The organism is Lysinibacillus sp. NPDC056232, assembly GCF_042267565.1.
Taxonomy (GTDB): Bacteria; Bacillota; Bacilli; order Bacillales_A; family Planococcaceae; genus Lysinibacillus.
In genome coordinates, this window is record NZ_JBHJTF010000025.1 from 1 (window position 1) to 24,288 (window position 24,288).

Genomic DNA, 24,288 nt, shown 5'->3' on the forward strand with positions numbered 1-24,288 from the left:
CTTTCCGTCGCTTCGGCTCTTCTTTCCGTCGCTTTGCCCTTTCTTTCCGTCGCGGCACTTTCTTTCCGTCGCTTCGGCTCTTCTTTCCGTCGCTTTGACTCTTCTTTCCGTCGCGGCACTTTCTTTCCGTCGCTTCGGCTTTTCTTTCCGTCGCTTTGACTCTTCTTTCCGTCGCTTTGACTCTTCTTTCCGTCACCCCGGCTTTTCTTTCCGTCACCCCGGCTCTTCTTTCCGTCACCCCGGCTCTTCTTTCCGTCACCCTGGCTCTTCTTTCCGTCGCGGCACTTTCTTTCCGTCGCTTCGGCTTTTCTTTCCGTCGCTTCGGCTTTTCTTTCCGTCGCTTCGGCTCTTCTTTCCGTCGCTTCGGCTCTTCTTTCCGTCGCTTTGCCCTTTCTTTCCGTCGCGGCACTTTCTTTCCGTCGCTTCGGCTCTTCTTTCCGTCGCTTCAGCCCTTCTGCTCCGCCCAGGCCTTCTCTTTCCATCACTTCAATCTTTCTATCATCCATCACCTCGACGATCGAAGTGCAATGGCATTGACCTTCATTTTAGATTGTACAAATATCCAACAAATGTGAGAGGACCTGTTTTTTCAATGCAAAAACAAAAAAACTACCCAAGATGGAAGATTTCCCTCTTGGACAGTCTTTACGTTATACGTTTTTTAATCTTCTTTTTCGATTAGTGTTGCTAATGCTGTAACCGCTTGCTCAGCATCGTTACCTTCACCACTAAGGACAACCTCTGTTCCTTTTGCAATGGCTAAGCTCATAACACCCATAATGGATTTAGCATTTACTTTTTTCTCGTCTTTCTCAAGAAAGATATCTGCGCTAAAACGATTTGCTTCTTGTACAAATAGCGCTGCTTGTCTAGCTTGTAGTCCTAATTTTAATTTTACATGGACTCTTCTCTCGGTCATTCTCAAAACTCCCCTTTACTACCGTTCATCTTATTATTTTTATCTTACCTTACTTACGAGCAAAAGAACAATACGTACCTGAAAAGTATGAAAATTTAGCCACCAATTTTTTCGCCACTTCTTAATGCATCGGCAATTTCATCAATTTTCCGTAATCGATGATTAACACCTGATTTACTAACCGTTCCACTTGATACCATTTCACCAAGTTCTTTCAGCGTTACATCTTGATATTCTACTCGTAATCGTGCTATTTCACGAAGTTTTTCTGGTAATTGATCGAGACCTATTGAATTTTCAATAAATCGGATATTCTCTACCTGACGTAATGCGGCACCTATTGTTTTATTTAAGTTCGCTGTTTCACAGTTAACTATGCGATTAACACTATTTCTCATGTCTCGCAATATACGAACGTCTTCGAACTTCATCATTGCTTGATGAGCTCCAACAATATTAAGGAAATCAGAAATTTTTTCCGCTTCTTTTAAATAAGTAACAAAGCCTTTTTTTCGTTCAATTGTTTTTGCATTTAGCTCAAATTCATTCATCAAATCCATTAAAGCCTCGCCATGCTCTTTATATAATGAATAAATTTCTAAATGGTAGGCTGATGTTTCCGGATTGTTGACAGAGCCCCCAGCTAAAAATGCTCCTCGTAAATACGCTCTTTTTTGGCCACTCTTTTTAATGAGCTCCCGAGAAATAGTATGATTAAATTGAAAGTCGTCTGAGATGATTTCTAAGTCTATTAGTAGCTCTCGCGCACCTTCTCTTACACGGCAAATATATACGTTATTTTTTTTCAAACGCATTTTTTTTCTAACAAGTAACTCTACATTATATGGATACAGCTTTTTCATAATCGTATAAAGTCTTCTTGCGATTGCAGCGTTTTCAGTTTGTACGTCTAAGCTTAACTGTTTATTAGCAAAGGATAATGAACCATTCATACGAATTAGGGCAGATACTTCTGCTTTCATACAATGATTGTCCGCTTCTATTTGAGTTAATTCCTTTTTCGTTTCAGAAGCAAAAGACATATCACGCCCTCCTTTCAACCTTTTGTTCTATGTATATGTCCATCTTATCATATACAATAAGTGCTTTATAATTCACGAATCTCTTGCTCATAGATATTTGCATAATCTACAAGCCATTTTGCAACGTTTGCCGCATTATGACGAACCGTCCCATCTGGGCGAATCGTGGCAATATCTCGTTTAATAACTTCTAATCCCATACTTTCGAGCTTGGCAACGTCGAATGTTACTGGCTCAGCACATTCTTCCTTATAGAGCTCCTTTACAGGATGAGGAAGTTTTACATCATTTACTAAAATCGAATCAATGAAGGAGTCTCCAACATGCTCATATATAGCTTTAACGTGATCACCGGCTGTATAGGAAATGGTTTCACCTTTTTGAGTCATTAAATTACAAACATAAATTTTTCTTCCTTTAGCCTTTACAACAGCATCTCCTATTCCTTTTACAAGGAGGTTTGGAATAATGCTTGTATATAAACTTCCTGGACCAATTAAAATATAGTCAGCACGATGAATTGCTCGAATAGCCTCTGGTAACGGTTTCACGTTTTCTGGCACTAAAAAAACTCGACTAATTCGTTTTTTAGCCTTTGGAATTTTAGATTCACCTTCAATGATTGAACCATCCTCAAGCTCTGCATGTAAATTTATCTTTTTATTGGCTGCTGGTATGACGCGACCATGCACCTTTAAAACCTTTCCCATTTCACTAATAGCATGGTTAAAGTCACCAGTAATATCTGTTAAAGCCGTCAGCATTAAATTACCTAATGAATGACCACGTAAATCTTCCGATGCTAAAAATCGATATTGAAACATTTGCTCTACAAGCGGCTCAACATCCGATAACGCTGCGATAACATTACGGACATCCCCAGGTGGTGGAATATCATAGTCATCTCGTAAGCGTCCTGAAGAACCACCATCATCTGCTACTGTCACAATTGCTGTAATATCAAATGGGTGGTGCTTGAGCCCTCGTACTAAGGTAGAAAGCCCTGTACCACCACCTATTACAACAAGCTTTGTTCGCTTCTTTCCCATTCACTCAATCCTTTCTACGATTGATGTCGCGATGCGTAATAACGGTATTTTCCTTCCCAGCTAAATATGCCCCGAAATATTCCGCTAATGTTACCGAACGATGCTGTCCTCCAGTACATCCAAAAGCAATGACAAGTTGCGATTTGCCCTCTTGTCTATAGAGAGGAATCATAAATTCAAACAAATCCGTAAGTTTTTGAATGAGTGTTTGCGTATCCTCAAGTGCCAGCACATAAGAAGATACCTCAGTTTGTAAACCTGTTTTATGACGTAGCTCCTCTACATAATATGGATTTTTTAAAAAACGAACATCAAACACTAAGTCGGCATCAATCGGCATACCATGCTTAAATCCAAAAGACATGATATTTACTGAGAAAATATTATTAGCATCATTTGCAAATTCTTTTGCGATTTTTTCACGTAGCTCTTTAGGCTTCATATTAGATGTATTATAGACAAATTTAGCGCGACCCTTTACTTCCGATAAAAGCTTGCGTTCTTGTTTAATGCCATTTAATAGCAACCCATTTACAGCCAATGGATGGGCACGTCTTGTTTCCTTATAACGTCTAACTAAAGCCGCATCATCTGCATCTAAAAATAAAATTCGTGCAACTATATCGCCTTCTTTAAGTATATGGTCGAGGGCGCCAATAAGAGAATCAAAAAAGTCGCCGCCACGCATATCCATGACAGCTGCTATACGTGTAATATTTTTACCCGAATCCCTTAGTAGGGTTAAAAATGTTGTGAGTAACGCTGGTGGTAAATTATCAATACAGTAATACCCTAAATCTTCAAAGCTTTGAATAGCTACTGTTTTCCCAGCTCCAGACATTCCTGTAATAATAACCAATTCATGTGTACCTTTTGGGCCTTCAACCACCACTGTCATGCAGCTCCTTTATTGTTCTATTGATATTTGTATTTTCTCATGAAGTAATTCAAAATCAGTCGTATATTCAAATGTACCGTACTGAATGCCTGATTGTGAGATAGCAAATTGTAAGTTTGTTCGATCACCTTCAGCCATTGGCAAATGCTTCAAATCCTCTACTGGGTGCCATGCGAGTTTGCCTTCTCTAGTTTCTTTAAACGGTACGCCTTCTATATCCTTTGCAACAAATGTATAAAGCATCCATTCGTCCACTACCTTATTATTTTCTTTAATAATCATCGTATAAACACCCTTTAAATGAGCATTTATCGGTGTGACATTTGTTTCTTCTTTAAACTCACGTACAGCAGCCTCATAAATGGACTCACCGCTCTCCATTTTACCGCCGGGAGCTACGTACCAGCCACGTCTAGGCTTCTGAAGTAATAATGCTTGACCGTCTTTTACAGCTATTAAATTTGCAATTCTTTGCATAGGCACACCTCTAATCTCTTTTGCATTCTTCCTTTTATTATAGCAAGACCAAACAAGGTTTGTCCTCAATTCTAAACTTTAGGTGCATTGCAATTTTAACTTAACCGATACATGTGGGGAAACCTGTTTTTAACCTCTACTCAAGCATATGAAACTCCGCCACAAAAAAATTCAAAATTTCCGTTTACAACAAAAATAGGTTGCTCCACCTTATTTGGCGGAAACAACCTACTCAACAAAATAAAAGGGGGATTGCTAATTACAATTTTTATATTACACCTTTTATATGTCATTCAAGTTACAACTATATTAAGACCGTATTAAAATTGTATTTTTTTCCTTAAAAACTAATCAAAGAGAATCATCACCATAATGTGGGGTTGATTTCCATTCCGGCTGGGCGCTTTCCTGGGGGCGTCCGATGAGCCGCTTCACTCGCGTTGCTCGCTCCAGGGTCTCATCTGTGACGCTAATCCCCGAGGAGTCGCCCAGCCTCCACTCCAATCAACTTATATAAATGACATACATTTCAAAAAAATGTCATCCACAACTCTGGTGATGAAACTGCCCTTATCAATTATCCATTTTAAGCATTAATTTTTTCTAATAATTCTTCCACATAGTGCTGTACTGCCTGTGCTGCAATACTTCCGTCACCTGTTGCTGTAACGATTTGACGAAGTGATTTCTCACGTACATCTCCAGCTGCGAAGATACCTGGTACTGTTGTTTCCATATTATCATTTGTCAAAATATAACCAGCATCATTTAAAATACCTAGAGACTCAAATGGTTTTGTTAATGGTAGCATTCCAATGTATATAAATACGCCATTAGTAGCAAAATCAGATTCTGTACCATCTACAGTTGATTGTAATGTTACACTTCCAACTTTACCATCAGCCTCATTAATTTCTTTGACTGTTGCATTCCAAATGAAATCAATTTTTTCGTTAGCAAAGGCACGATCTTGGAGAATTTTTTGTGCACGTAATTTATCACGACGGTGCACAATTGTTACTTTATCAGCAAAGCGAGTTAAATAAACACCTTCTTCAACAGCAGAATCCCCGCCACCTACGACAACAAGATTTTTTTGCTTGAAGAATGCACCATCACATACTGCACAATAGCTGACACCACGGCCACCAAGTTCTTTTTCGCCAGGCACGCCCATTTTTTTATACTCCGCACCTGTAGAAAGAATAATTGCTCGTGTTTTATATTCTTTAGTACCTGATTTTATTGTTTTATATTCTTCACCATCAATAATTTCAGTGACATCGCCATATGCATACTCTGCACCAAATTTCTTAGCATGATCGAACATTTTTGTAGACAGCTCAGGCCCCAAAATTGTATCAAATCCTGGATAGTTTTCTACTTCTTCTGTATTTGCCATTTGTCCGCCAGGGATCCCACGTTCAATCATTAAAGTTGAAAGGTTGGCACGTGATGTATAAACAGCCGCAGTCATACCAGCCGGACCTGCACCAATTATTACAACATCATAAATTTTTTCTTCTGACATAAATACTTCCCCCTAAACAAATACTTTTCTATCTTCGTTCAGTAGGTGCCCAAACACCTGCTGAATGAAGATAATGCCTCGGACATAGCCAAGGCGAAATTGATAATAACTTTAGTATGTTCATCGTATGTGAAAGTAAAAAGTTATTCAACTATGTTGCTCACGGTCTAATTATGAGTGTCTGGTAAAAACTTTAAAATTTCATCAATATACTTCGATAAAGTTGACACGGATACTCCGTATTGCTGAGCTATCTCTTTTTTTGTCACCTTGAGCATCCGAGAAGAACGGAATAAATAGTCATTTGCTCCTGCAATAGCCGCTGGATTTGTGAATCGATAATTGTTTATCAATGCTTGCTCACAAAGCACAAACCACATTTGGAACATTGGTGCAATTAATGTCGTAAGCTTCCCATACTGTTCAAGTAAAATTTCTGGCACACTCACTGCTCGTATAAAGCTAGCCTCTACTTTGTTTTTCATATCAAATTGATGTCCTAGTGCATAAGCTAGGAATAGCTTTTCATACGCATTACATTGTTCAACATCTATCCATTTGGGATGTGCGATGATTTCCTGTTTATGAGCTGTACAACTTAGTAAAAATAAACCAAATATGCGTTCACTTGTATAATCGCTCTCTAGCTTCTCCACAATATAATCACGGTCATGTTCTAATGCATCCAGTGAATACATGTTTTCTTCTTGACGCCAAGGTTCAAAGCCTTCTTTTTCAGGATCTAGCTCAAGTAGCTGCTCCCATGCACTCTTTGATATTTCTTCATGTCCTGAGAAATACGCTGCATGTGATAACCAAAAGTAAAAGCCAGCATCACCTACATAGCCTCTTTTTTGCATGCTACGCAACCATTTAAATGCTAATTCATATTGTCCAACGAGCGCTAATGTTGCACCCAACTTATAACGATGTTCCCATAAGTATGGCTGAATTTTCACAAGTACTTCTAAAAGATCCTTTAAATCTTCTTCATTTTTTTCATAGTACGCAATAACCGTTAAATTACATAGTGCATGTAAATTCCCCTTATTATCACGTAATACATTATTTAGAAGCGCCTTCGCCTGTTCTGCTTCACCAACATAAAAATAAGCAAGGGCTAAGTTGTTATAAGCTGACCAAAAATCCGGTCTATCTTCAATTAACTCTTCTAGCATATTAATAGCTTCAGGGAAATCTCCCTTTTCCATACAACGCCTTGCTTGCTCCTGACGATATAAATCTTCAGTAGAACCTTCAAGCTCTTCAAAATCATCCTGCTCAAAATCAACAAAGTCTAATATTTCAGCAGCTTCATCAGCATAAGCACCCTCTGGATCGATTTGTAAATATTGCTCTGCAAAGCGTTTAGCATCATGTATAATACCGATACATCCGGAAACCTCTGCCATGTAAAAAATAATTTCTGGATTGTCTTTATCTATCTGATAGGCACGATGAAGAAGATCATACGCTTCCTCGAAACGTTGACCCTCTAACTCTACTATCGCTAATTGCAATAAAATCATTGGATCATCAGGACTTAAATCAACTGCTCGCTGTAAATATTTATAGGCTTTATTCATTTGTCCGCTATTCATTGCTTGAATTGATTTTTTATAATAATAGTCGCCTGTTGGAATGAACGACACTATATTCGTTTGATTCTCTTTTTGACGTTTCTTTTCCAATATATTTCCTCCGAAACAAGAAATAAGGAACGTATCATACGTTCCTTTACACAGTAACTTCTATTATACCATACAATAAGCAATATGCCGTTATTTCTCCTCGTGACGTTTTTCTAACACATGTAACACGTCATAAACACTTACTTTTTGCTCTTGTAGTAACACTAGTAGATGATACATTAAATCGGCAGCCTCCCATTTCACTTCTTCTGCATCCCGATTTTTTGCACCTATGACTACCTCAGTTGCTTCTTCTCCAACTTTTTTACAGATTTTGTCGATTCCTTTATCGAATAAATATGTAGTATACGCCCCTTCTGGCATTTCTTGCTCACGCTTCGCAATGATATTGACAAGTTTAGAAATTATCTCAACAGATCCAACCTTGGCATTTTGCTGAATAATCTCTGTAAAGCAAGAAGTTGTTCCATTATGACAAGCTGGGCCAGCAGGAATTACTTCTACGACTAATGCGTCACTGTCACAGTCCGCTTTGATTGACACAACTTTTTGTGTATGGCCGCTTGTTGCCCCTTTGTGCCAGAGCTCTTGGCGTGAACGAGAGAAGAACCATGTTTCTCCCGATTCAAGTGTTTTTTCTAGAGATTCTTTATTCATATACGCTACAGTTAGGACTTCTTTTGTATTCGCATCTTGTACAACCGCAGTGACAAGACCTTTTTCATCAAATTTAATGCTATCCATCATCTTACAGCCACTCCTTTTTCACATAAGTACTCTTTTACTTGTGCTACGCTCGTTTCTTTGTAATGGAAGATGGATGCGGCAAGTGCTGCATCTGCATCGACATCTTCAGCTAATACCTCGTAAAAATGTTCGGCATCCCCTGCACCGCCACTTGCAATAACAGGAACTGTCACAGCCTCTCTCACAGCTTTTGTTAAGGCTAAATCAAAACCGGATTTCTCACCGTCCTGATTCATACTCGTTAATAAAATTTCACCAGCACCTAAACGAACCGCTTCCTTCGCCCACTCAGTTGCCTGCCACGTTGTTTTGTTTCTGCCTCCATGCGTATAAACCATCCATGTGGCATCTTCCTCACTAAAGCGGGCATCAATAGCTACAACAATACATTGTGCGCCAAAGAAGTCAGAACCTTCTTTAATCAGCTCCGGTCGCTCTATAGCAGAAGTATTCACTGATACTTTATCGGCACCCGCACGTAAAATGCGTTTCATATCATCTAGTGTTCGAATTCCACCACCTACTGTGAACGGAATGGCTAATGTAGCTGCAGTTTGCCGGACAACATCAACCATTGTTTCACGTCCTTCATGTGATGCCGAGATATCTAGAAACACAAGCTCGTCTGCCCCTTGCTCATCATAAAACTTAGCAAGCTCTACTGGGTCACCCGCATCACGTAATGACACAAACTGTACACCTTTTACAACACGTCCCTCTTTCACATCAAGACATGGAATAATGCGCTTTGTTAACATGATGCCACCCCCTTCAACCACTGCTCTAATAAATACACACCTAACTCACCTGACTTTTCGGGATGGAACTGCATGCCCGTAATAGAGCCATTTGCCACAATGCCAGGAACCTTAATACCATGGTACTCTGCATAAGCGACAAGCTCTGTTTCATCGATATCAGTTGCATAAAATGAGTGCACAAAATAAACATGCTTTGCCGTTACTTCACCATTTAACCATAAAGGACGCTTTGTCACTGCGAGCTCATTCCATCCCATATGTGGCACTCGATACTTCTGCCCTGCATTGTCACCACTAAATCGTTTAATGCTTCCTTTAAAAAAGCCCAAACCCTTCGTAGTGGTCACTTCTTCACTTTGCTCAAATAATAATTGCATTCCTAAACAAATTCCGAGAAGTGGTCGATTTTCAGCTTTCACCTTGTGTAAATATCGATCCAAATTCGTTTCAGCTAAACGTTTGATGGCATCCGGAAAGGCCCCAACACCAGGAAGTAACAGTGCATCTGTTGCATCTAGCACTTTTTCGTTAGACGTGACAACAACCTCACAGCCAAGTCGTTTTAAGGCTTGTTCAACACTAAATAAATTCCCCATTCCATAATCAATAACACCTATTTTCACGTTAACAGCCCCTTAGTCGATGGTACACCTTTAACACGTGGATCAATTTCCACTGCTGCGTCAATGGCACGTGCTAACGCTTTAAAAATAGCTTCGATAATATGATGTGTATTCTGTCCATAAGGTACAATGACATGTACATTCATCCGTGCCTCAAGTGCAAACTTCCACAAAAATTCATGTACTAATTCAGTATCGAAACTACCAACCTTTTCCTTTAACTGTGGCACACGATATTCTAAGTGCGGACGATTCGAGCAATCCACAACGACTTGTGCAAGCGCATCATCCATTGGCACAAATGCTGTCCCGTAACGCTTTATTCCTTTTTTATCACCGAGCGCTTCACGAATAGCTTGGCCTAATACAATTCCGAGGTCTTCTGTTGTATGATGATCATCTATATATGTATCACCGTTCGCTTCTATCGTCCCATCGAAAAGCCCATGTTTGATAAAGAGATCAAGCATGTGATCCATAAAGCCAACACCCGTTTTTATATCTGCCTTCCCTTCACCATCTAAATCGATGGCTACCGAAATTTGAGTTTCGTTTGTCGTACGTTCAACTTTTGCATATCGTTTTTTTTCAGTCATTGTACTACTCCTTTTCCCATCCACGCGATTCGACTGCACGAGCATGTCCCTCTAAGCCTTCCATACGTGCTAGACGTGCAATTTTCGGTGCATGTTCTGCCCAAGTTTTTTCACTATAAAAGACGACGCTCGATTTTTTCATAAAATCATCAACGTTTAAGCCACTCGCAAAGCGTGCAGTGCTATTCGTTGGCAGCACATGGTTTGTCCCTGCAAAGTAATCACCAACTGGTTCAGAGCTATAACGACCGATGAAAATACCACCTGCATGTCGTACTTGTTCAGCTACAGCCTCAGCATTTTTTGTGACAATTTCTAAATGCTCAGGTGCTAGCGAATTAATGGCATCTATGGCATCCGCCATCGTTTCAGCCACATAAATGGCACCAAAGTTTTCTATCGATGCACGCGCTACCTCTTCACGCGGTAAAGTCTTTAATTGCTTCTCCACCTCGTCAGCCACTTTTTTAGCCAATTGCTCAGAAGTCGTTACTAAAATGGCACAAGCCAATTTATCATGCTCAGCCTGTGATAAAAGATCGGCCGCGATTTCATCAGCAAATGCTGTGTCATCCGCTAACACGGCAATTTCACTTGGGCCTGCAATCATATCAATTGCTACCTCACCAAATACTTCACGTTTTGCTAATGCTACAAAAATATTTCCTGGACCTGTAATTTTATCAACTGGAGAAATGGTCTCTGTGCCATATGCAAGAGCCGCAATCGCCTGAGCTCCACCTATTTTATAGATTTCTTCTACTCCTAAAATATGCGCTGCAGCAAGTACACCTGGAGGTAATTTTCCATCGCGACCTGCTGGAGATGTCATAACAATGCGCTTGACACCAGCAACTTGTGCAGGAATAACGTTCATCAAGACCGAAGATGGATATGCTGCAGTACCACCAGGAACATACAGACCTACTGCATCGAGCGCAGTAATTCGCTGTCCAAGCCATGAACCATCTGAAAGCTCCAAGCGATAACCTGAACGTTTTTGCTGCTCGTGATAAAGGCGAATATTTTGAGCGGCTTCTGTTAAATCAGCATAAAGCTGTTGATCGATTGTATTAGCGCCATCTTCTAACTCTTCCTTCGTTACACGTAAATAATCAGGGGCACAACCATCCCATTTTTCTGTATAAAAACGTATGGCTGCGTCACCTTGTGCACGAACATCTTTCAATACTTGACGTACAACCTTTAACTGCTCTTCATTTCCACCTTCCAGTGGTCTCTTTAAAGAAATACCTTTTTCAAGCTTTGTTATTTTCATAGGATTAATCTCCTTTAAATCATGGAATGTGCCTCTTCCAGACAGTAGAAATTTTTATTTAACGCATTTTTTCAAACGTTTCACAAGATCGATAATACGATCGCTCTTCATGCGATAGCTTACGGGATTGGCAATTAATCGTGATGATACGTCTGTAATAAATTCATACTCCACTAAGCCATTTTCTTTCAGCGTCCGGCCTGTTGAAACAATATCGACTATTCGATCTGCTAAGCCAATCATGGGCGCCAATTCGATCGATCCATTTAGCTCAATAATTTCAACCTGCTCGCCAATACCTTTATAATATTTCATTGCAATATTGGGGTATTTTGTCGCTATTCTTGGTGCAATTTCATTCATCGTCGTATTTGGTAAGCCTGCTGATGCGATATAACAAGTACTTATTTTCAAATCCAGTAATTCATGCACTTCTCGTTGCTGTTCTAACAAAACATCCTTCCCAGCAATACCAATATCCGCTACACCATGCTCAACATAAACAGGAACATCCATTGGCTTTGCTAATATAAAACGAATTTTCTCTTCTGGAATTTCAAGCATTAATTTACGGGACATTTCGACTTCTTCTGGTAAATTAAAGCCGGCTTCTAAAAGCATCTGGTATGCCTCGTCAAATATGCGTCCCTTCGGCATAGCAATCGTTAATTCATTCACCGTCAACGTCCTCCTGTCCCACAACAACTACTTCTGTAAAGTGTGCTAAAAATGCTTCTTCTTCAACAAGACTACTCCTTAACTGCAAGGTAGCCTGTTTACCAGCTGCCCGGAGCGTCTGTACCTTTGCAATCGCATCTTCAAATTGCGCTTCCTCAAACAACACGACTGTAGCTTCTTGTCGATCATCAGATTGCTCATCCAGTGTTTCTAATAAGCGATCAACGCGAATACTAAATCCTGTAGCGCCTACTTTTGAGCCAAATACCTCCAGCAATCCGTCATAACGTCCCCCATTGCCTAATGGAAAGCCACTGCCGGTAGCAAACACTTCGAATAACATGCCTGTGTAATAGCTCATATGACTAGAAAGTGTAAAATCAAAGGCTACATAATCCGCTAAGCCTGCAATTTCAAGTAGTTTAGCGAGCTGCTGCATATATTCTAATGCGTCATTTTTCCGTACATATTTTTCAATATCTTGAATTTCTTTTACATTCATAGCTTCTTCAATAAACTGCAGTAATGCATCGGATTTTGTTTTAGGTAAATCAAATGATTCTACTGCTTCTTCAAACCCTACATAATTGCGTTGCACGAGGAGTGCCCGCAGTATATTTTGTTGTTCAACGCTTTCTGTATAATCTTGTAAAATACAATTTAGTATACCTGCATGACCGATCGTCACTTTAAATTTTGTTAAGCCATATTGCTTTAATAACTCCATTGCCGTTACAATAACCTCAGCATCAGCAAATACAGAATTGTCTCCAATTAACTCGATCCCCATCTGATCGAATTCTGCTGGACGCCCACCTTCCGCCTCCTGTGCGCGAAAGACGCTAGCAAAATAAGCGAGACGTATTGGGATCATCTCTTTTAATAATTTTGACGTCGCTACACGTGCAATCGGTGTTGTCATATCAGGTCGTAATACTAACGTGTTGCCCTGGCTATCTACTAATTTAAATAAATGCGCATCGGCTATTGCAGATGCTTTACCGACTGTATCAAAATACTCTACTGCAGGCGTTTTAATAAATTCATAGCCTCTTCTGCATAAAAAGTCTCGTCCGGTATTTCTAACAGTCTCTACCTTTTCAAATATTTGCGGAAATGTATCGCGCATTCCAAGTGGTTTCTCAAACATTTTAATCGATGACATTTTGACACTTCCTCACGTTTCACTTTAACTCACTAGAGTATTAGAGAATTAGATTATGAAAGAATTCTAACTTATTTCTTCTTGCTAGTCAATGCGATCTCCTCTAAATTATTGAACAATTTCAATACTTATTATTCTGTTAATTATACTTAAAAATAAAATAATTTAAACTTTATTCAACAGAGTAAGCTTTTTCCTCCTTAAACTAGTAAATCTTTAGACAAAAAACTGTGTGAATCTTTTTTACTCTTTGGAAGGTGGATGTCGATAAAATTCAGAAGTTAGGTGATAAATCGTGAAAGTTAGTAGATAAACTTCAGAAGTTAGGTGATAAATCGTGAAAGTTAGTAGATAAACTTCAGAAGTTGGGTGATAAATCGTGAAAGTTAGTAGATAAAACTAAAAAGTTGGATGACATTTTGTTAAAACGTATGTCATGTCAACCCCTCGTTTTGCCGGAGAGTCATACTTTAATTTTTTTACAATTGTTATCAACAAAAAAACACTGTGCACAGTAAAGCAGCACAGTGTAGGTATTAATATTTTTGGGGCGTGCACCATTCCACTACTTCATTGCGTTTGCGCTCTGCCATTTGTTCAGCTGTATAAATAATTTGCATAGGATTACCGCCTGCTAAACAGCCAGCTGGCACATCCTTATGTACAAGGGTTGCAGCTGACACAATCGCACCGTCACCTATTGTTACACCTGGAAGTATCGTTGAATTAGCACCAACCATTACTTCATTGCCAATATGAACATCCCCCAGACGATACTCCTCTATTAAATATTCATGCGCCAAAATAGTCGTACTAAAGCCTATCACGGTATTGTCACCGATGTGAATACGTTCTGGAAACATTGTATCTGGCATGACCATTAAAGCTATGGAAGTTTGTTCACCAATCTCCATTTTTAAAAAAGTTCTATACAACCAGTTTTTCACACGTAAAAATGGTGTGAAGCGTCCAATTTGAATGACAATGAAACACTTCATCACCTTCCAAAAGGACACCGTATCATAAATATTCCAAAGCGAGTTTGCTCCTTCGACACGGTAGCGTTCTGTTTTACGTGCCATTTACTTACCCCACTTTCACAATTTCAAATAAATCCGTCATATGATGCAACATATATTCCGGTTTGAATTGTTGTAAGTATTCCTCACCTTTAAATGCCCATGCGACACCGGCCGCTCTAACTCCAGCGTTGTGCCCTGCCTCAATATCGTGGGAATTGTCACCAATCATAATAGCCTCTTCCTTGTTTACTCCAAGGCGTTCAAGCGCAAGCAAAACAGGCTCTGGATCAGGCTTTACATTTTTTACATCATCCGTGCCAATACGGGTATCAAATAAATGACTTGCTCCTAGTACAGATAGGCCACGGTCAATCATCCCATTACGCTTTGTAGACACAATCGCTAATTTAATACCCATATCCTTTAATTGCTCTAAAGTTGATACCACATCAGGATATTGACTGACAAGTTCATCGTGGTGCACTTCATTATATTCACGATATTTTGCAATCATCGCTTCCTCTTCACCAGGAGCAATGTCACTAAATGTCTGTTTTAAGGACGGTCCAAGGAATTTCAAGCAATCTTTTGGCGAATATTGCCCGGGAAATTGCTCATTTAAAACATGCATAAATGTTTGAATGATTAAATCATTTGTATTGAGTAATGTACCATCAAAATCAAATAGTAATGCCTTTATAGCCACTTTCCGAACCCCCTATTTGCTATCTAAATATTTCACTGCGGGTTTTACTTTTATGCGTCGGAAAATAATCGCACCAAGACCCACTACAATGCCTATTATTGAAACAACCTGAGCCGAGCGCAAATCCCCTACTAAATACAGGCTATCTGTACGCATGCCTTCTATATAGAAGCGACCGATTGAATACCAAACTAAATAGCTGAAGAATATTTCTCCACGATTTAAATTTACTTTGCGTAATACTAGTAAAATAATTAGCCCAAAAAAGTTCCAGACGGATTCATATAAAAAAGTAGGATGTACATATGTTCCTAATTCTTCAATATACATTTGATTAATAATCCAATCTGGTAGCATTAGATTTTCTAAAAATTCATGTGATACTGGACCCCCATAAGCCTCCTGGTTCATAAAATTTCCCCAACGTCCAATGATTTGTCCAATTAATATACTCGGTGCCGCAATATCTGCTACTTGTAAAAAGCTTATATTTCTTCTACGAGTAAATATGTAACCTGTCAAAAATGCCCCAATAAGTGCACCGTGAATAGCGATACCACCATTCCAAATTTCAATCATCTTCCCCGGGTTTTCACTATAATAATCCCAACGCATCGTTACATAGTAAATACGTGCGCATATGATGGATATAGGAACAGCCCATAGTAATAGATCCGCAAGAAAATCCTCCGGTAGGCCTCTCTTAACTGCTTCTCTTTGTCCTACAATATAAGCTAATATAATACCCGATACAATCAGTAGCCCATACCAACGAACAGGGATAGGTCCTAAATGGAAAGCAATCGGATTAATCTCTAGTAATAATAAATCCATCTTAAACTCCTCTCATCTTTTATATAGGCTATTGTATCCTATTAATGAACAATTAATCATCTAATTCATCCGCTGATGAGATGACCTCGTCTAATCGTCTAGAAAACTCTTCGGCTGCATTAACACCCATCTTTTTCAAACGATAATTCATTGCCGCTACTTCAATAATTACTGACACATTTCGTCCAGGTCTAACAGGAATCGTTAACTTCGTTAATTCCGTATCTATGATTTTCATTTTCTCTTCCTCTAAACCTAGACGATCATATACTTTTTCTGGATCCCATATTTCCAATTCGATAACTAATGTAATACGTTTATATGGACGTACCGCACTTGCTCCAAAGAGGGTCATAATATCGATAATACCAATGCCTCGAATTTCGAGTAAATGTTCTAAAAGTGGTGGTGGACTTCCAATTAAAAAATTCTCTGACTCCTGACGGATCTCTACACAATCATCAGCCACTAAACGGTGCCCCTTCTTGACAAGCTCAAGAGCTGTTTCACTTTTACCTACACCACTTTTTCCGATAATGAGTACACCGATGCCGTATATATCAACTAAAACTCCATGTGCAGCAGTCATCGGTGCTAAGCGACCTTCTAAATAGTTTGTTAGTCTACTCGAAAATTTCGTTGTTGTCATATGTGTTTTAAATACAGGTACATGTTTTTCATTGGACGCCTGTATAAGTTCCCTCGGCACCTCTAAATCCCGGGAAATAATAATAGCTGGAGTATCTTGCGAACATAGTAGACGCATGCGCTCCAGTTTCACATTTGCAGGTAGCATTTCAAAAAATGAAAGTTCTGTTTTTCCAAGCAATTGTACTCGATTTGCAGGATAATGCGTAAAATAGCCCGCCATCTCGAGCCCAGGTCTTGAAATATCACTAGTAACAATCGTTCTTCCTATTCCTTCCTCACCAGCTAATAGTTCTAACTTAAATTTCTCCATAACGTCTCTTGTTAATACTACGACCAATGTTTAATAGCCTCCATTCAAAGGAATTGAATATGTTTATCCGCGTTAACAGTCAGTAAAATTTCCACTAGTCGTGACATTTAACTGGCTGTAAACACCCGATTGGTTCAACTAGCAATCAGTTTTACTGATTGCAGTTTCACTTTATTTTAGCATGTCTAAGTATAAAAGAAATATATTTACACTCTGTCTATCTGACTAAAAAATTCTGCAAAATATAAAAAACTAGCGGTTCTCCAGCCCGCTAGTTTCATGATCGTTTTATTTTTGAGTTGCCAACCATTTAGCAACGGCTTCTGCATCTGCGCCTTTAACAACATTTGGAGGCATTCCATTTTTACCATTTTTAATAACATCTAAAATTTCCGCCTCTGTTAAACGAGAGCCTATATCACTAATTTTTGGTGCATTTCCTTGGCCTTGTAGCTCACCGCCATGGCAAGAAATACAAGATTTCATAGCAATTGTTTCGCCATTTGGAGTAGTTGTTTTTGTACCTTCATTTGTTGCCGTTTTACCTCCACCACAAGCAGCTAAGAAAATTGCTGAACCAATCGCTAATGTTAACATTGCCTTTTTCATTAGGGCCCCTCCTCAAAGTAAATAAGTATCTTTCCCCGACATTATACCAAAATTATGCACGTTTGAAACCTTCGCCTAACACCTCATACGCATTAGAAACGATCACAAACGCTGATGGGTCAACGTTTTTAATGAGTTGTTTCAGCTTTGTGAATTCTGTTTGGTAAACAACAACCATCAGAACTGGTCGCTCTTCCCCTGTATAGCCACCTATTGCAGGCAACTTTGTTACGCCTCGATTGATCTCGGCATAAATGGCATCACGTACTTCATCTTGTTTCATCGTAATAATGTAAACCATTTTAGACTGACTAAAGCCGAGCTGAATAATATCAATCGTTTTCGTCGTGACATAAAGTCCAATCAGGGCATACAAACCTTTCTCCAAGTCAAAAACAATTGCTGCACTAATGGCGATAATCCCATCAATTAAAAGTACACTTGTACCAAGCGTTATTCCGGTATACTTCGTAATAATTTGCGCTAGTAAATCAGTGCCACCAGTAGAAGCATTCCCCTTAAAAACTAGTCCTATTCCTGAACCAACCACAATCCCCCCAAATAGTGCACCGAGTAAAGGATTATCTGTCCAAGGCCCCCAACTGTTCGTTAGTAATACAATGAACGGTAATGTCACTGTTCCAATAAACGATTTTATTCCAAACTTTTTTCCAAGTAATAATATACCTGCTATAAATAATGGAATATTAAATGCATATTGTATAAAACCAGGATTCCATCCAAATAAACCGTGTAAAATTGTACTAATCCCACTTACTCCGCCAGAAGCTACTTGATTTGGCAGTAAAAATACATTAAAGCCAATGGCAATAATTGCCGCTCCAACGATGACGTACACATATTCCACAATGCTTTCCCTTACATCATGAATTTGATTCATTTCCCCCACGCCCGCTTCAACTATCAGAATTTTTTAAATACGAAATGATTATAGCAAATAGTTTTCGCATTGAGAACTTCGTCTTGATGAAGGGAATATGTATTTTTATAATTTAGTTCATCACCATAGCTTGTGGTTGATCTCCGTTCCGACTGGGCGCTTTGTTGTTGCTGACGCTTCACTTTCGCACTGAGCAAAGCTTCCTGGGGGCGTCGGGCTAACACGATGTTAGTCACGAAGGCGTTATCACAGGACGTGATGCTTTTAGCCTTCGTTCCTCTATTGCTGATCCCCTAGGAGTCGCCCAGTCTCCACTCCAATCAACTATATTAATGGCAAGCTTATTAATTTAATAAAAAAATAAGCTACCTTAAAAAGAATTTTAAGATAACTTATTTTCGACTTTTCACTAAAATATATACTTAACTGCAAATTCCACTACAGGACCTTTTTTTACAAGAACAGATTTTCGAATTAATCTTTGTTTTTATAAAGATTTTTCTGCCCACTCCATGGCTTCATTGTATAAAAGATCAATATTGGCTAAATCAATATTGAGCTGAGGAGCTAATTTTTCTAACGTAGACCAATCTAACTTGCCTAACGCAATACTGAATTCCAGATAAGGTGTCATTTCAGTTCGATTACCTAAAAGCGTTGCTATAATGTCTTCTGAAAAAGGTAGCTGCTGTAAAATAACATTTAGCGGTCTTTGCAACATAGTGTCTATTAATGAAAACATTCCAACTAAAAAATATTCAGAGAAGTTTTTCTTATAGGAAAGCTTGGCTAATTTCTCACAAACTTTTGCTCTAAATAAAGATGTACGCATGACTTCTTTAAAAATATCATTATCAGCATTCCTATCAATTTCTCGCATCGCCAATAAATAAATCCACTTTCGTAAATTTGGAACTCCGAGTAATATAATCGCTTGTTTTATCGAACGAACCTTGGATTTAGAACGCATCTCTGAATTATTAACCATATGCAATAATTTATACGTTAATGAAATATCACGCTCAATATTATCTGCTAATAACTGTATATTAGGTTCCTCTTCTTTTAACAGCGTAATAATATATAAATATTGAATCGCATTAGCAGGTATATCGGTTGCTGAAATTATTTGAGGTTGTTCAAAAAAATAGCCTTGAAACAATTCATAGCCAGAATGCTTCGCCACTTCAAATTGATTACGTGTCTCAACCTTCTCAGCAAGCAATTTTATGTGAGGGAAATTTTCTTTCACTTTATTTTCAATTTCCATTCGCTCAAGTAATGGTGACAATAAAAAGTCAACTTTTATATAATCGATATTAGGAAATAACTCATCATAAACTTGTACCTTATCATCTAAAATAAAATCATCTAATGCCATTTTAAATCCATATGATTTCAGCTCAATGACTTTCTCAACTAACTGAGGTGTGATAGGGACATCTTCTAAAATCTCAATAACAACTTGCGATGGATTTATGTATTCATTTAAAGGACTCATCAGCAAGTTTTCTGTAAAATTAACAAAACTAGGTTTTCCTTTTGCTACCTCTTCAATGCCAATTAAAAGAAATGAGTTTACTAGCACATCAATTGTGGCAGCATCTGAATCGACCATCGGAAAAGCATTCACGTTTTTGCTGCGATATAATAATTCATATGCAACGATTTGTTCCTGAAGGTTAAAAATTGGCTGTCTGCCGATAAATACTTCCATTTCGCTGTCCCCCATTTCTCCATTTTTTAGTAACATTATTATAGCATTTTTCAGTACTATCTGCTTATCATTCAAGTAACTGTCTAAAAATCGACTAACAATAATTAACATTATATACAATGAAATAAATCACCACATAGCGTGGTAGATTTTCGTTCCAGCTGAATGATGAGCCAAAATGACGCTATCCCCAAGAAGTCGCCTTGTCTCACTCCAATCAACTTATCCTCATTATATGTCATCCCCAACTTCTGCAATGAGCTCCAAAAAATCGTTACCAAAACTCCAAATTACTCATATAAAATATTATTCCTTTTTTCCGGCATATCTTTTTCAAACTCACTTAATCCTTTCTCCAATATTCCCTTAGCATATTTGTAAGATATTCTCTTTTCACATTGACATTTACCAATTTTTAATTTATAGTACATTACAACACTAACGCACTATGTTACATAGGATGAAAGGGGGTTTTTCGATGCACGTTCATCTAGATGGTACAGCACCGATTTATATTCAAATTGCTGAATGGCTACAGCACGAGATCATTGCCGATCGATTACAGACAGACGAGAAGGTCTATTCACAATATCAGTTAGCTGAATTATTCAATATAAATCCTGCTACAGCCGGTAAAGGGTTGACAATTTTACTTGAAGAGCAACTTTTATATAAAAAACGGGGGTTAGGTATGTTTGTCGCTACGGATGCAAAAGAACGAATTTTGATGAAACGTCGAAACGAAACATTGACGAAAATGGCACAAGAGATCGTATTAGAGGCAAAACGTTTACATGTATCTGATGAAGAATTGCTAGTGCTTATAAGAAAAACACAGGAGGGATTGGAATGAATATTATTCAATGTGAGGAGTTATCTAAAAGCTTCGGACGTCGTCATGCACTACAGCGCGTAACCTGCGCTATTGATGCAGAGAAAATTATCGGTATTATTGGTCGTAACGGTGCTGGTAAGTCGACATTACTTAATATTTTTGCAGGCTATATAAAGCCTACAACTGGATCATGCAAAGTGTTTAATGAAAATCCCTTTAATAATATTCGAACTGCTGCCAATATGATTTTTATCGATGATCGTTTAAGTTTCTCTGATTACTTATCGCTCGAAGATATTCTAAAGATGGGGGCTGATTTTTATCCTAATTGGCAAAATGAATTAGCTTATCGCATGCTCGATTATGCAGGTATAGACCTCACAGCAAAGCATCAGCAACTATCTAAAGGTCAATTAGCAACCTTTAACCTTGTTTACGGATTAGTAAGTCGCTGTGCAATTACCATTTTAGATGAACCTATGAATGGCATGGACGAAGTGATTCGAACAGATTTTTACAGAGCGATTTTAAAGGAATACCTTGCCTTTCCACGGACATTTTTAATTACTAGTCACCATTTGCAAGAGATGGAATCTATTTTAGAAGAAATTTTATTAATAGATGATGGTTCTGTCATTGCCCACGCGCCAATGGATGAATTTAAAGAACAGCTCATATCACTTAGCGGGCCAAGTGATGCACTTGCGGATCTGCTCTCTGAAACGGAAGTTTACGCTCAAAAGATTGTGACAGGGATGACCTCAGCAATAGTAGATGCTAGTAAACTATTCGTCTCAGAAGAAATACTTCGAACAAAAGGCATCACGGTATCATCCCTTACTGCAAGTGAAGTGTGTAAATATTTAACAAGTGAAAAAGGAAGTGATATTGATGCAATCTTTGACTAATATTTCATTAAAAACAATTGTAAAAAAACAGGTGAAATGGAAAGCAAAATTATATATTTCTGCCCTTAGTTCCTTAGTTATTGTACAAATCATTATTGGAATTTTAACATCTAGCTCAGGGAGTGGGTCTTCTGGTCACGGAGGAGGAAACTTAAATGTTCAGTTCTCTATTTACTCACTCGATATCTTTCTTATTGTTACAGCAATTTGGGCATTTATTGTAGCACTTCTCTTTACGACAAAAGCGTATCGTATTGATGACTTATCCGTTATTTCTAGTCGAACATCTAGTGCCATTGCCAATATATTTGTCATGATTATTTACAGTTTTATTGCGGTCATCATTATGATTTCGACTTACTATTTACAAGTATTCGGAGTTTTATTAGTGGAAAAAAAATCTTTTGTAATAGAAAATCTATTTATTTCACCATCAATATTACTACTATGTTTCAGTAGCCTCTGTTTATTTGGCGCAATCGGCTTACTATTAGGTACCAGCTTCAAGGGGCCAGCAGTGTTCAAAATATTTGTATCTACTTTTATGCTGCTTGGCTTTATATTATTTTTTATGTCACCAGAGTCTATAAATCTTAGGTCATTAATAATGTTATCCAATCTTATGATTAGTGTTCTTAATTTGCTTATGGCTCTACTATGCTTTAGCCTCACTATTTGGATTGCTGATAAATCGGAGGTGACTCGCAAATGACGGCGACTACACTATTCTTTTTTACTACAATACTACTTGTAATTGCTATTTTTCTACTACTGAGTAAATTAATGAAAAAAGCTAAAAATATTTGGACCCCTAAGCGTATTATAATTGGCATTACTAGCTATATCGTACTTGGACTTACTGCCTTCATTTATATTAGCTTTTTTTCAGAATCAAAAATACCAATACTTTCTCCTTCTGAAATTAAACAACTTGAGAAAAAATTAGATCAAATACAAAAGTACGATCAAGAAGACGATTCTTCTTATTTATCAGAGGAGTACAAAAAGAAAACGTGGGAGCTAAGATATGAAGGAGATACATTACCTGTTGTTATAAATGAAGGTGACAGTGGTTCAAACATTAATATTCGAGTGCGTTATAATGACAATATCGAATCTGGAAAAGCTCTTGTTACCTATTATCAATTCCCTGTCATTATAGAAGGTATTGATCTTGATGACGAAGTACCGTTACCTAACGTATACGTGGCGGAAAACCAATTATTTATTGAATCTCTTTCTAGACAACAAGTAAGTTATTTTCGTATAAATGCAACATTAGGTATTTTAGATATGAATCGTGAGATAGAACGTGAACAACACGCAATGAACTATTCCTATTCAAATGTCATCGTTATCGACATTCCAAGAAGTACAGTTTTGGAAGATTCCCAAGGTCTTTTTTAGATAGCAAAAAAACAAGGACAGTCCTCAGTGATTTTTTATCACTTTTAGACTGTCCTTTTTTATTTTCTACTTGTTTTTGATTTAATAGCACCAATAACAGCTGGTACAACTGAAATTAAGATAATTAATATAAGAACCGTTGAGAAGTTATTTTTAATAATTGGAATATTACCAAAGAAATAACCTAGGAATGTACAGCTGAGTACCCATAACACCGCACCTACAACATTATACATAATGAAATAGCTATACTTCATCTTACTAGCCCCTGCAACAAAGGGTATGAATGTACGGATGAAAGGCATAAAACGTGCGATGACAATCGTTTTTCCACCGTGTTTATTAAAGAACTTTTCTGCTGCTTCCATACGTTCTTTTTTAACGACTCTACCAAGGAAGCTCTTTGGTGGAATGGATGTCCCTACTTTATGACCAATATGATAGTTCATCGTATCCCCTAAAATTGCAGCCGCTAAAAACACAGGAATTAATATCCACATGTTAAACGCGCCCATTGCTGCTGCCAATGTACCACTTGCAAAAAGCAATGAATCGCCTGGTAGGAATGGGAAAATTACGACACCTGTTTCAACAAAAACAATTGCAAATAGAACGAAATAACTCAAATTACCAAACTCACGAATGATCTCCTCTAAATGCACATCAATATGCATAATAAAACTAATTAACTCCTTGATGAGTTCTATCATTTTTCCATATGCTCTCTTTCAATTTAATTTTCTAAAGGCTTTGACGAAGCTAGTCTAAAAAGGGTTCCATTCTTGTTTACTGTCTATAGTGTTACTTCTCCCTCACTATATGACAAGCCTTTAAAAAGTATGTAGATTTCACAAGTTTGATTTTATCACTTACAGACATACACACTCAACTATTTAAATAAGTGGCCATACTTTTTTACATTGCTGTAATATTGGATCATCACCAAAACGTGTGGTTGATTTCCGTTCCG

27 protein-coding genes are annotated in these 24,288 nt (G+C 38.1%); 4 read left to right on the forward strand and 23 right to left on the reverse strand.

Features of this window, described 5'->3' with window-relative positions:
- From ACFCYJ_RS17430 to ACFCYJ_RS17535, 22 genes are all read right to left on the reverse strand, one after another.
- The coding region (locus ACFCYJ_RS17430) for a hypothetical protein (protein ID WP_376075384.1) at window positions 1–506 on the reverse strand (506 nt) is incomplete at its 3' end.
- Window positions 507–661: 155 nt separating this feature from the next.
- Window positions 662–919, reverse strand: coding sequence for an HPr family phosphocarrier protein (locus tag ACFCYJ_RS17435; RefSeq protein ID WP_376075386.1), 258 nt, complete (start codon window positions 917–919; stop codon window positions 662–664).
- A gap of 95 nt (window positions 920–1,014) precedes the next feature.
- The gene (gene whiA, locus ACFCYJ_RS17440) at window positions 1,015–1,962 is read right to left on the reverse strand and encodes a DNA-binding protein WhiA (RefSeq protein ID WP_053485815.1); all 948 of its coding nucleotides are present in this window, start codon (window positions 1,960–1,962) and stop codon (window positions 1,015–1,017) included.
- A 65-nt stretch (window positions 1,963–2,027) separates the two neighbouring features.
- A complete protein-coding gene (locus ACFCYJ_RS17445; RefSeq protein WP_376075388.1) occupies window positions 2,028–3,011 on the reverse strand; it encodes a gluconeogenesis factor YvcK family protein in 984 nt (327 codons plus the stop codon).
- Window positions 3,012–3,015: 4 nt separating this feature from the next.
- Entirely contained in the window at window positions 3,016–3,909 is an 894-nt protein-coding gene (rapZ, locus tag ACFCYJ_RS17450) for an RNase adapter RapZ (RefSeq protein ID WP_376075390.1), read from the reverse strand.
- Window positions 3,910–3,918: 9 nt separating this feature from the next.
- The gene (locus ACFCYJ_RS17455; protein WP_376075391.1) at window positions 3,919–4,386 is read right to left on the reverse strand and encodes an 8-oxo-dGTP diphosphatase; all 468 of its coding nucleotides are present in this window, start codon (window positions 4,384–4,386) and stop codon (window positions 3,919–3,921) included.
- A 586-nt stretch (window positions 4,387–4,972) separates the two neighbouring features.
- Window positions 4,973–5,917, reverse strand: a complete 945-nt coding sequence (trxB, locus tag ACFCYJ_RS17460) for a thioredoxin-disulfide reductase (protein WP_376075393.1) — start codon at window positions 5,915–5,917, stop codon at window positions 4,973–4,975.
- A 167-nt stretch (window positions 5,918–6,084) separates the two neighbouring features.
- Window positions 6,085–7,608 carry a tetratricopeptide repeat protein gene (locus tag ACFCYJ_RS17465; protein WP_376075395.1) on the reverse strand — a complete coding sequence of 508 codons (1,524 nt, stop codon included), beginning with the start codon at window positions 7,606–7,608 and terminating at the stop codon, window positions 6,085–6,087.
- A 90-nt stretch (window positions 7,609–7,698) separates the two neighbouring features.
- Window positions 7,699–8,316, reverse strand: coding sequence for a bifunctional phosphoribosyl-AMP cyclohydrolase/phosphoribosyl-ATP diphosphatase HisIE (gene hisIE, locus ACFCYJ_RS17470; RefSeq protein WP_376075397.1), 618 nt, complete (start codon window positions 8,314–8,316; stop codon window positions 7,699–7,701).
- On the reverse strand, window positions 8,313–9,074 hold the full coding sequence (gene hisF / locus ACFCYJ_RS17475; RefSeq protein ID WP_376075398.1) for an imidazole glycerol phosphate synthase subunit HisF: 762 nt from the start codon (window positions 9,072–9,074) through the stop codon (window positions 8,313–8,315). Before hisF ends, hisIE begins: the two co-directional genes overlap by 4 nt.
- Window positions 9,068–9,700, reverse strand: a complete 633-nt coding sequence (gene hisH / locus ACFCYJ_RS17480) for an imidazole glycerol phosphate synthase subunit HisH (protein ID WP_376075400.1) — start codon at window positions 9,698–9,700, stop codon at window positions 9,068–9,070. Before hisH ends, hisF begins: the two co-directional genes overlap by 7 nt.
- Window positions 9,697–10,296: an imidazoleglycerol-phosphate dehydratase HisB gene (gene hisB, locus ACFCYJ_RS17485; RefSeq protein ID WP_376075402.1), complete on the reverse strand. Its 600-nt coding sequence runs from the start codon at window positions 10,294–10,296 to the stop codon at window positions 9,697–9,699. Before hisB ends, hisH begins: the two co-directional genes overlap by 4 nt.
- A gap of 4 nt (window positions 10,297–10,300) precedes the next feature.
- On the reverse strand, window positions 10,301–11,575 hold the full coding sequence (hisD, locus tag ACFCYJ_RS17490; RefSeq protein WP_376075404.1) for a histidinol dehydrogenase: 1,275 nt from the start codon (window positions 11,573–11,575) through the stop codon (window positions 10,301–10,303).
- Between the two features lie 54 nt (window positions 11,576–11,629).
- Window positions 11,630–12,253 (reverse strand): ATP phosphoribosyltransferase, encoded by a 624-nt coding sequence (hisG, locus tag ACFCYJ_RS17495; RefSeq protein ID WP_370048380.1) that lies wholly within the window; start codon window positions 12,251–12,253, stop codon window positions 11,630–11,632.
- Entirely contained in the window at window positions 12,246–13,418 is a 1,173-nt protein-coding gene (locus ACFCYJ_RS17500; protein ID WP_376075406.1) for an ATP phosphoribosyltransferase regulatory subunit, read from the reverse strand. Before ACFCYJ_RS17500 ends, hisG begins: the two co-directional genes overlap by 8 nt.
- A 536-nt stretch (window positions 13,419–13,954) precedes the next feature.
- Window positions 13,955–14,500, reverse strand: coding sequence for an acyltransferase (locus ACFCYJ_RS17505; RefSeq protein WP_376075407.1), 546 nt, complete (start codon window positions 14,498–14,500; stop codon window positions 13,955–13,957).
- A gap of 4 nt (window positions 14,501–14,504) precedes the next feature.
- The gene (gene ppaX, locus ACFCYJ_RS17510) at window positions 14,505–15,146 is read right to left on the reverse strand and encodes a pyrophosphatase PpaX (RefSeq protein WP_376075409.1); all 642 of its coding nucleotides are present in this window, start codon (window positions 15,144–15,146) and stop codon (window positions 14,505–14,507) included.
- A gap of 12 nt (window positions 15,147–15,158) precedes the next feature.
- On the reverse strand, window positions 15,159–15,980 hold the full coding sequence (lgt, locus tag ACFCYJ_RS17515; RefSeq protein ID WP_376075410.1) for a prolipoprotein diacylglyceryl transferase: 822 nt from the start codon (window positions 15,978–15,980) through the stop codon (window positions 15,159–15,161).
- Window positions 15,981–16,032: 52 nt separating this feature from the next.
- Window positions 16,033–16,968: an HPr(Ser) kinase/phosphatase gene (gene hprK, locus ACFCYJ_RS17520; RefSeq protein WP_376075411.1), complete on the reverse strand. Its 936-nt coding sequence runs from the start codon at window positions 16,966–16,968 to the stop codon at window positions 16,033–16,035.
- Window positions 16,969–17,229: 261 nt separating this feature from the next.
- Window positions 17,230–17,550 carry a cytochrome c551 gene (gene cccB / locus ACFCYJ_RS17525; protein WP_376075413.1) on the reverse strand — a complete coding sequence of 107 codons (321 nt, stop codon included), beginning with the start codon at window positions 17,548–17,550 and terminating at the stop codon, window positions 17,230–17,232.
- 52 nt (window positions 17,551–17,602) lie between these two features.
- Window positions 17,603–18,451, reverse strand: a complete 849-nt coding sequence (locus ACFCYJ_RS17530) for a YitT family protein (RefSeq protein ID WP_376075415.1) — start codon at window positions 18,449–18,451, stop codon at window positions 17,603–17,605.
- A gap of 487 nt (window positions 18,452–18,938) precedes the next feature.
- Window positions 18,939–20,279, reverse strand: a complete 1,341-nt coding sequence (locus ACFCYJ_RS17535; RefSeq protein ID WP_376075417.1) for an EAL and HDOD domain-containing protein — start codon at window positions 20,277–20,279, stop codon at window positions 18,939–18,941.
- Between the two features lie 367 nt (window positions 20,280–20,646).
- Here ACFCYJ_RS17535 and ACFCYJ_RS17540 point away from each other — a divergent pair, with 367 nt between their 5' ends.
- From ACFCYJ_RS17540 to ACFCYJ_RS17555, 4 genes are read left to right on the forward strand one after another with little or no spacing between them, the layout of a single operon-like run.
- On the forward strand, window positions 20,647–21,021 hold the full coding sequence (locus ACFCYJ_RS17540; protein ID WP_376075419.1) for a GntR family transcriptional regulator: 375 nt from the start codon (window positions 20,647–20,649) through the stop codon (window positions 21,019–21,021).
- Window positions 21,018–21,911, forward strand: coding sequence for an ATP-binding cassette domain-containing protein (locus ACFCYJ_RS17545; RefSeq protein ID WP_376075421.1), 894 nt, complete (start codon window positions 21,018–21,020; stop codon window positions 21,909–21,911). The genes ACFCYJ_RS17540 and ACFCYJ_RS17545 overlap by 4 nt, the downstream gene beginning before the upstream one ends.
- Window positions 21,895–22,623: a hypothetical protein gene (locus tag ACFCYJ_RS17550; RefSeq protein ID WP_376075422.1), complete on the forward strand. Its 729-nt coding sequence runs from the start codon at window positions 21,895–21,897 to the stop codon at window positions 22,621–22,623. The genes ACFCYJ_RS17545 and ACFCYJ_RS17550 overlap by 17 nt, the downstream gene beginning before the upstream one ends.
- A complete protein-coding gene (locus ACFCYJ_RS17555) occupies window positions 22,620–23,318 on the forward strand; it encodes a hypothetical protein (protein WP_376075423.1) in 699 nt (232 codons plus the stop codon). The genes ACFCYJ_RS17550 and ACFCYJ_RS17555 overlap by 4 nt, the downstream gene beginning before the upstream one ends.
- A 59-nt stretch (window positions 23,319–23,377) precedes the next feature.
- Here the strand turns inward: ACFCYJ_RS17555 and ACFCYJ_RS17560 are convergent, their stop codons facing one another.
- Window positions 23,378–24,025 carry a VTT domain-containing protein gene (locus ACFCYJ_RS17560; protein ID WP_376075501.1) on the reverse strand — a complete coding sequence of 216 codons (648 nt, stop codon included), beginning with the start codon at window positions 24,023–24,025 and terminating at the stop codon, window positions 23,378–23,380.
- Window positions 24,026–24,288: the final 263 nt, after the last annotated feature.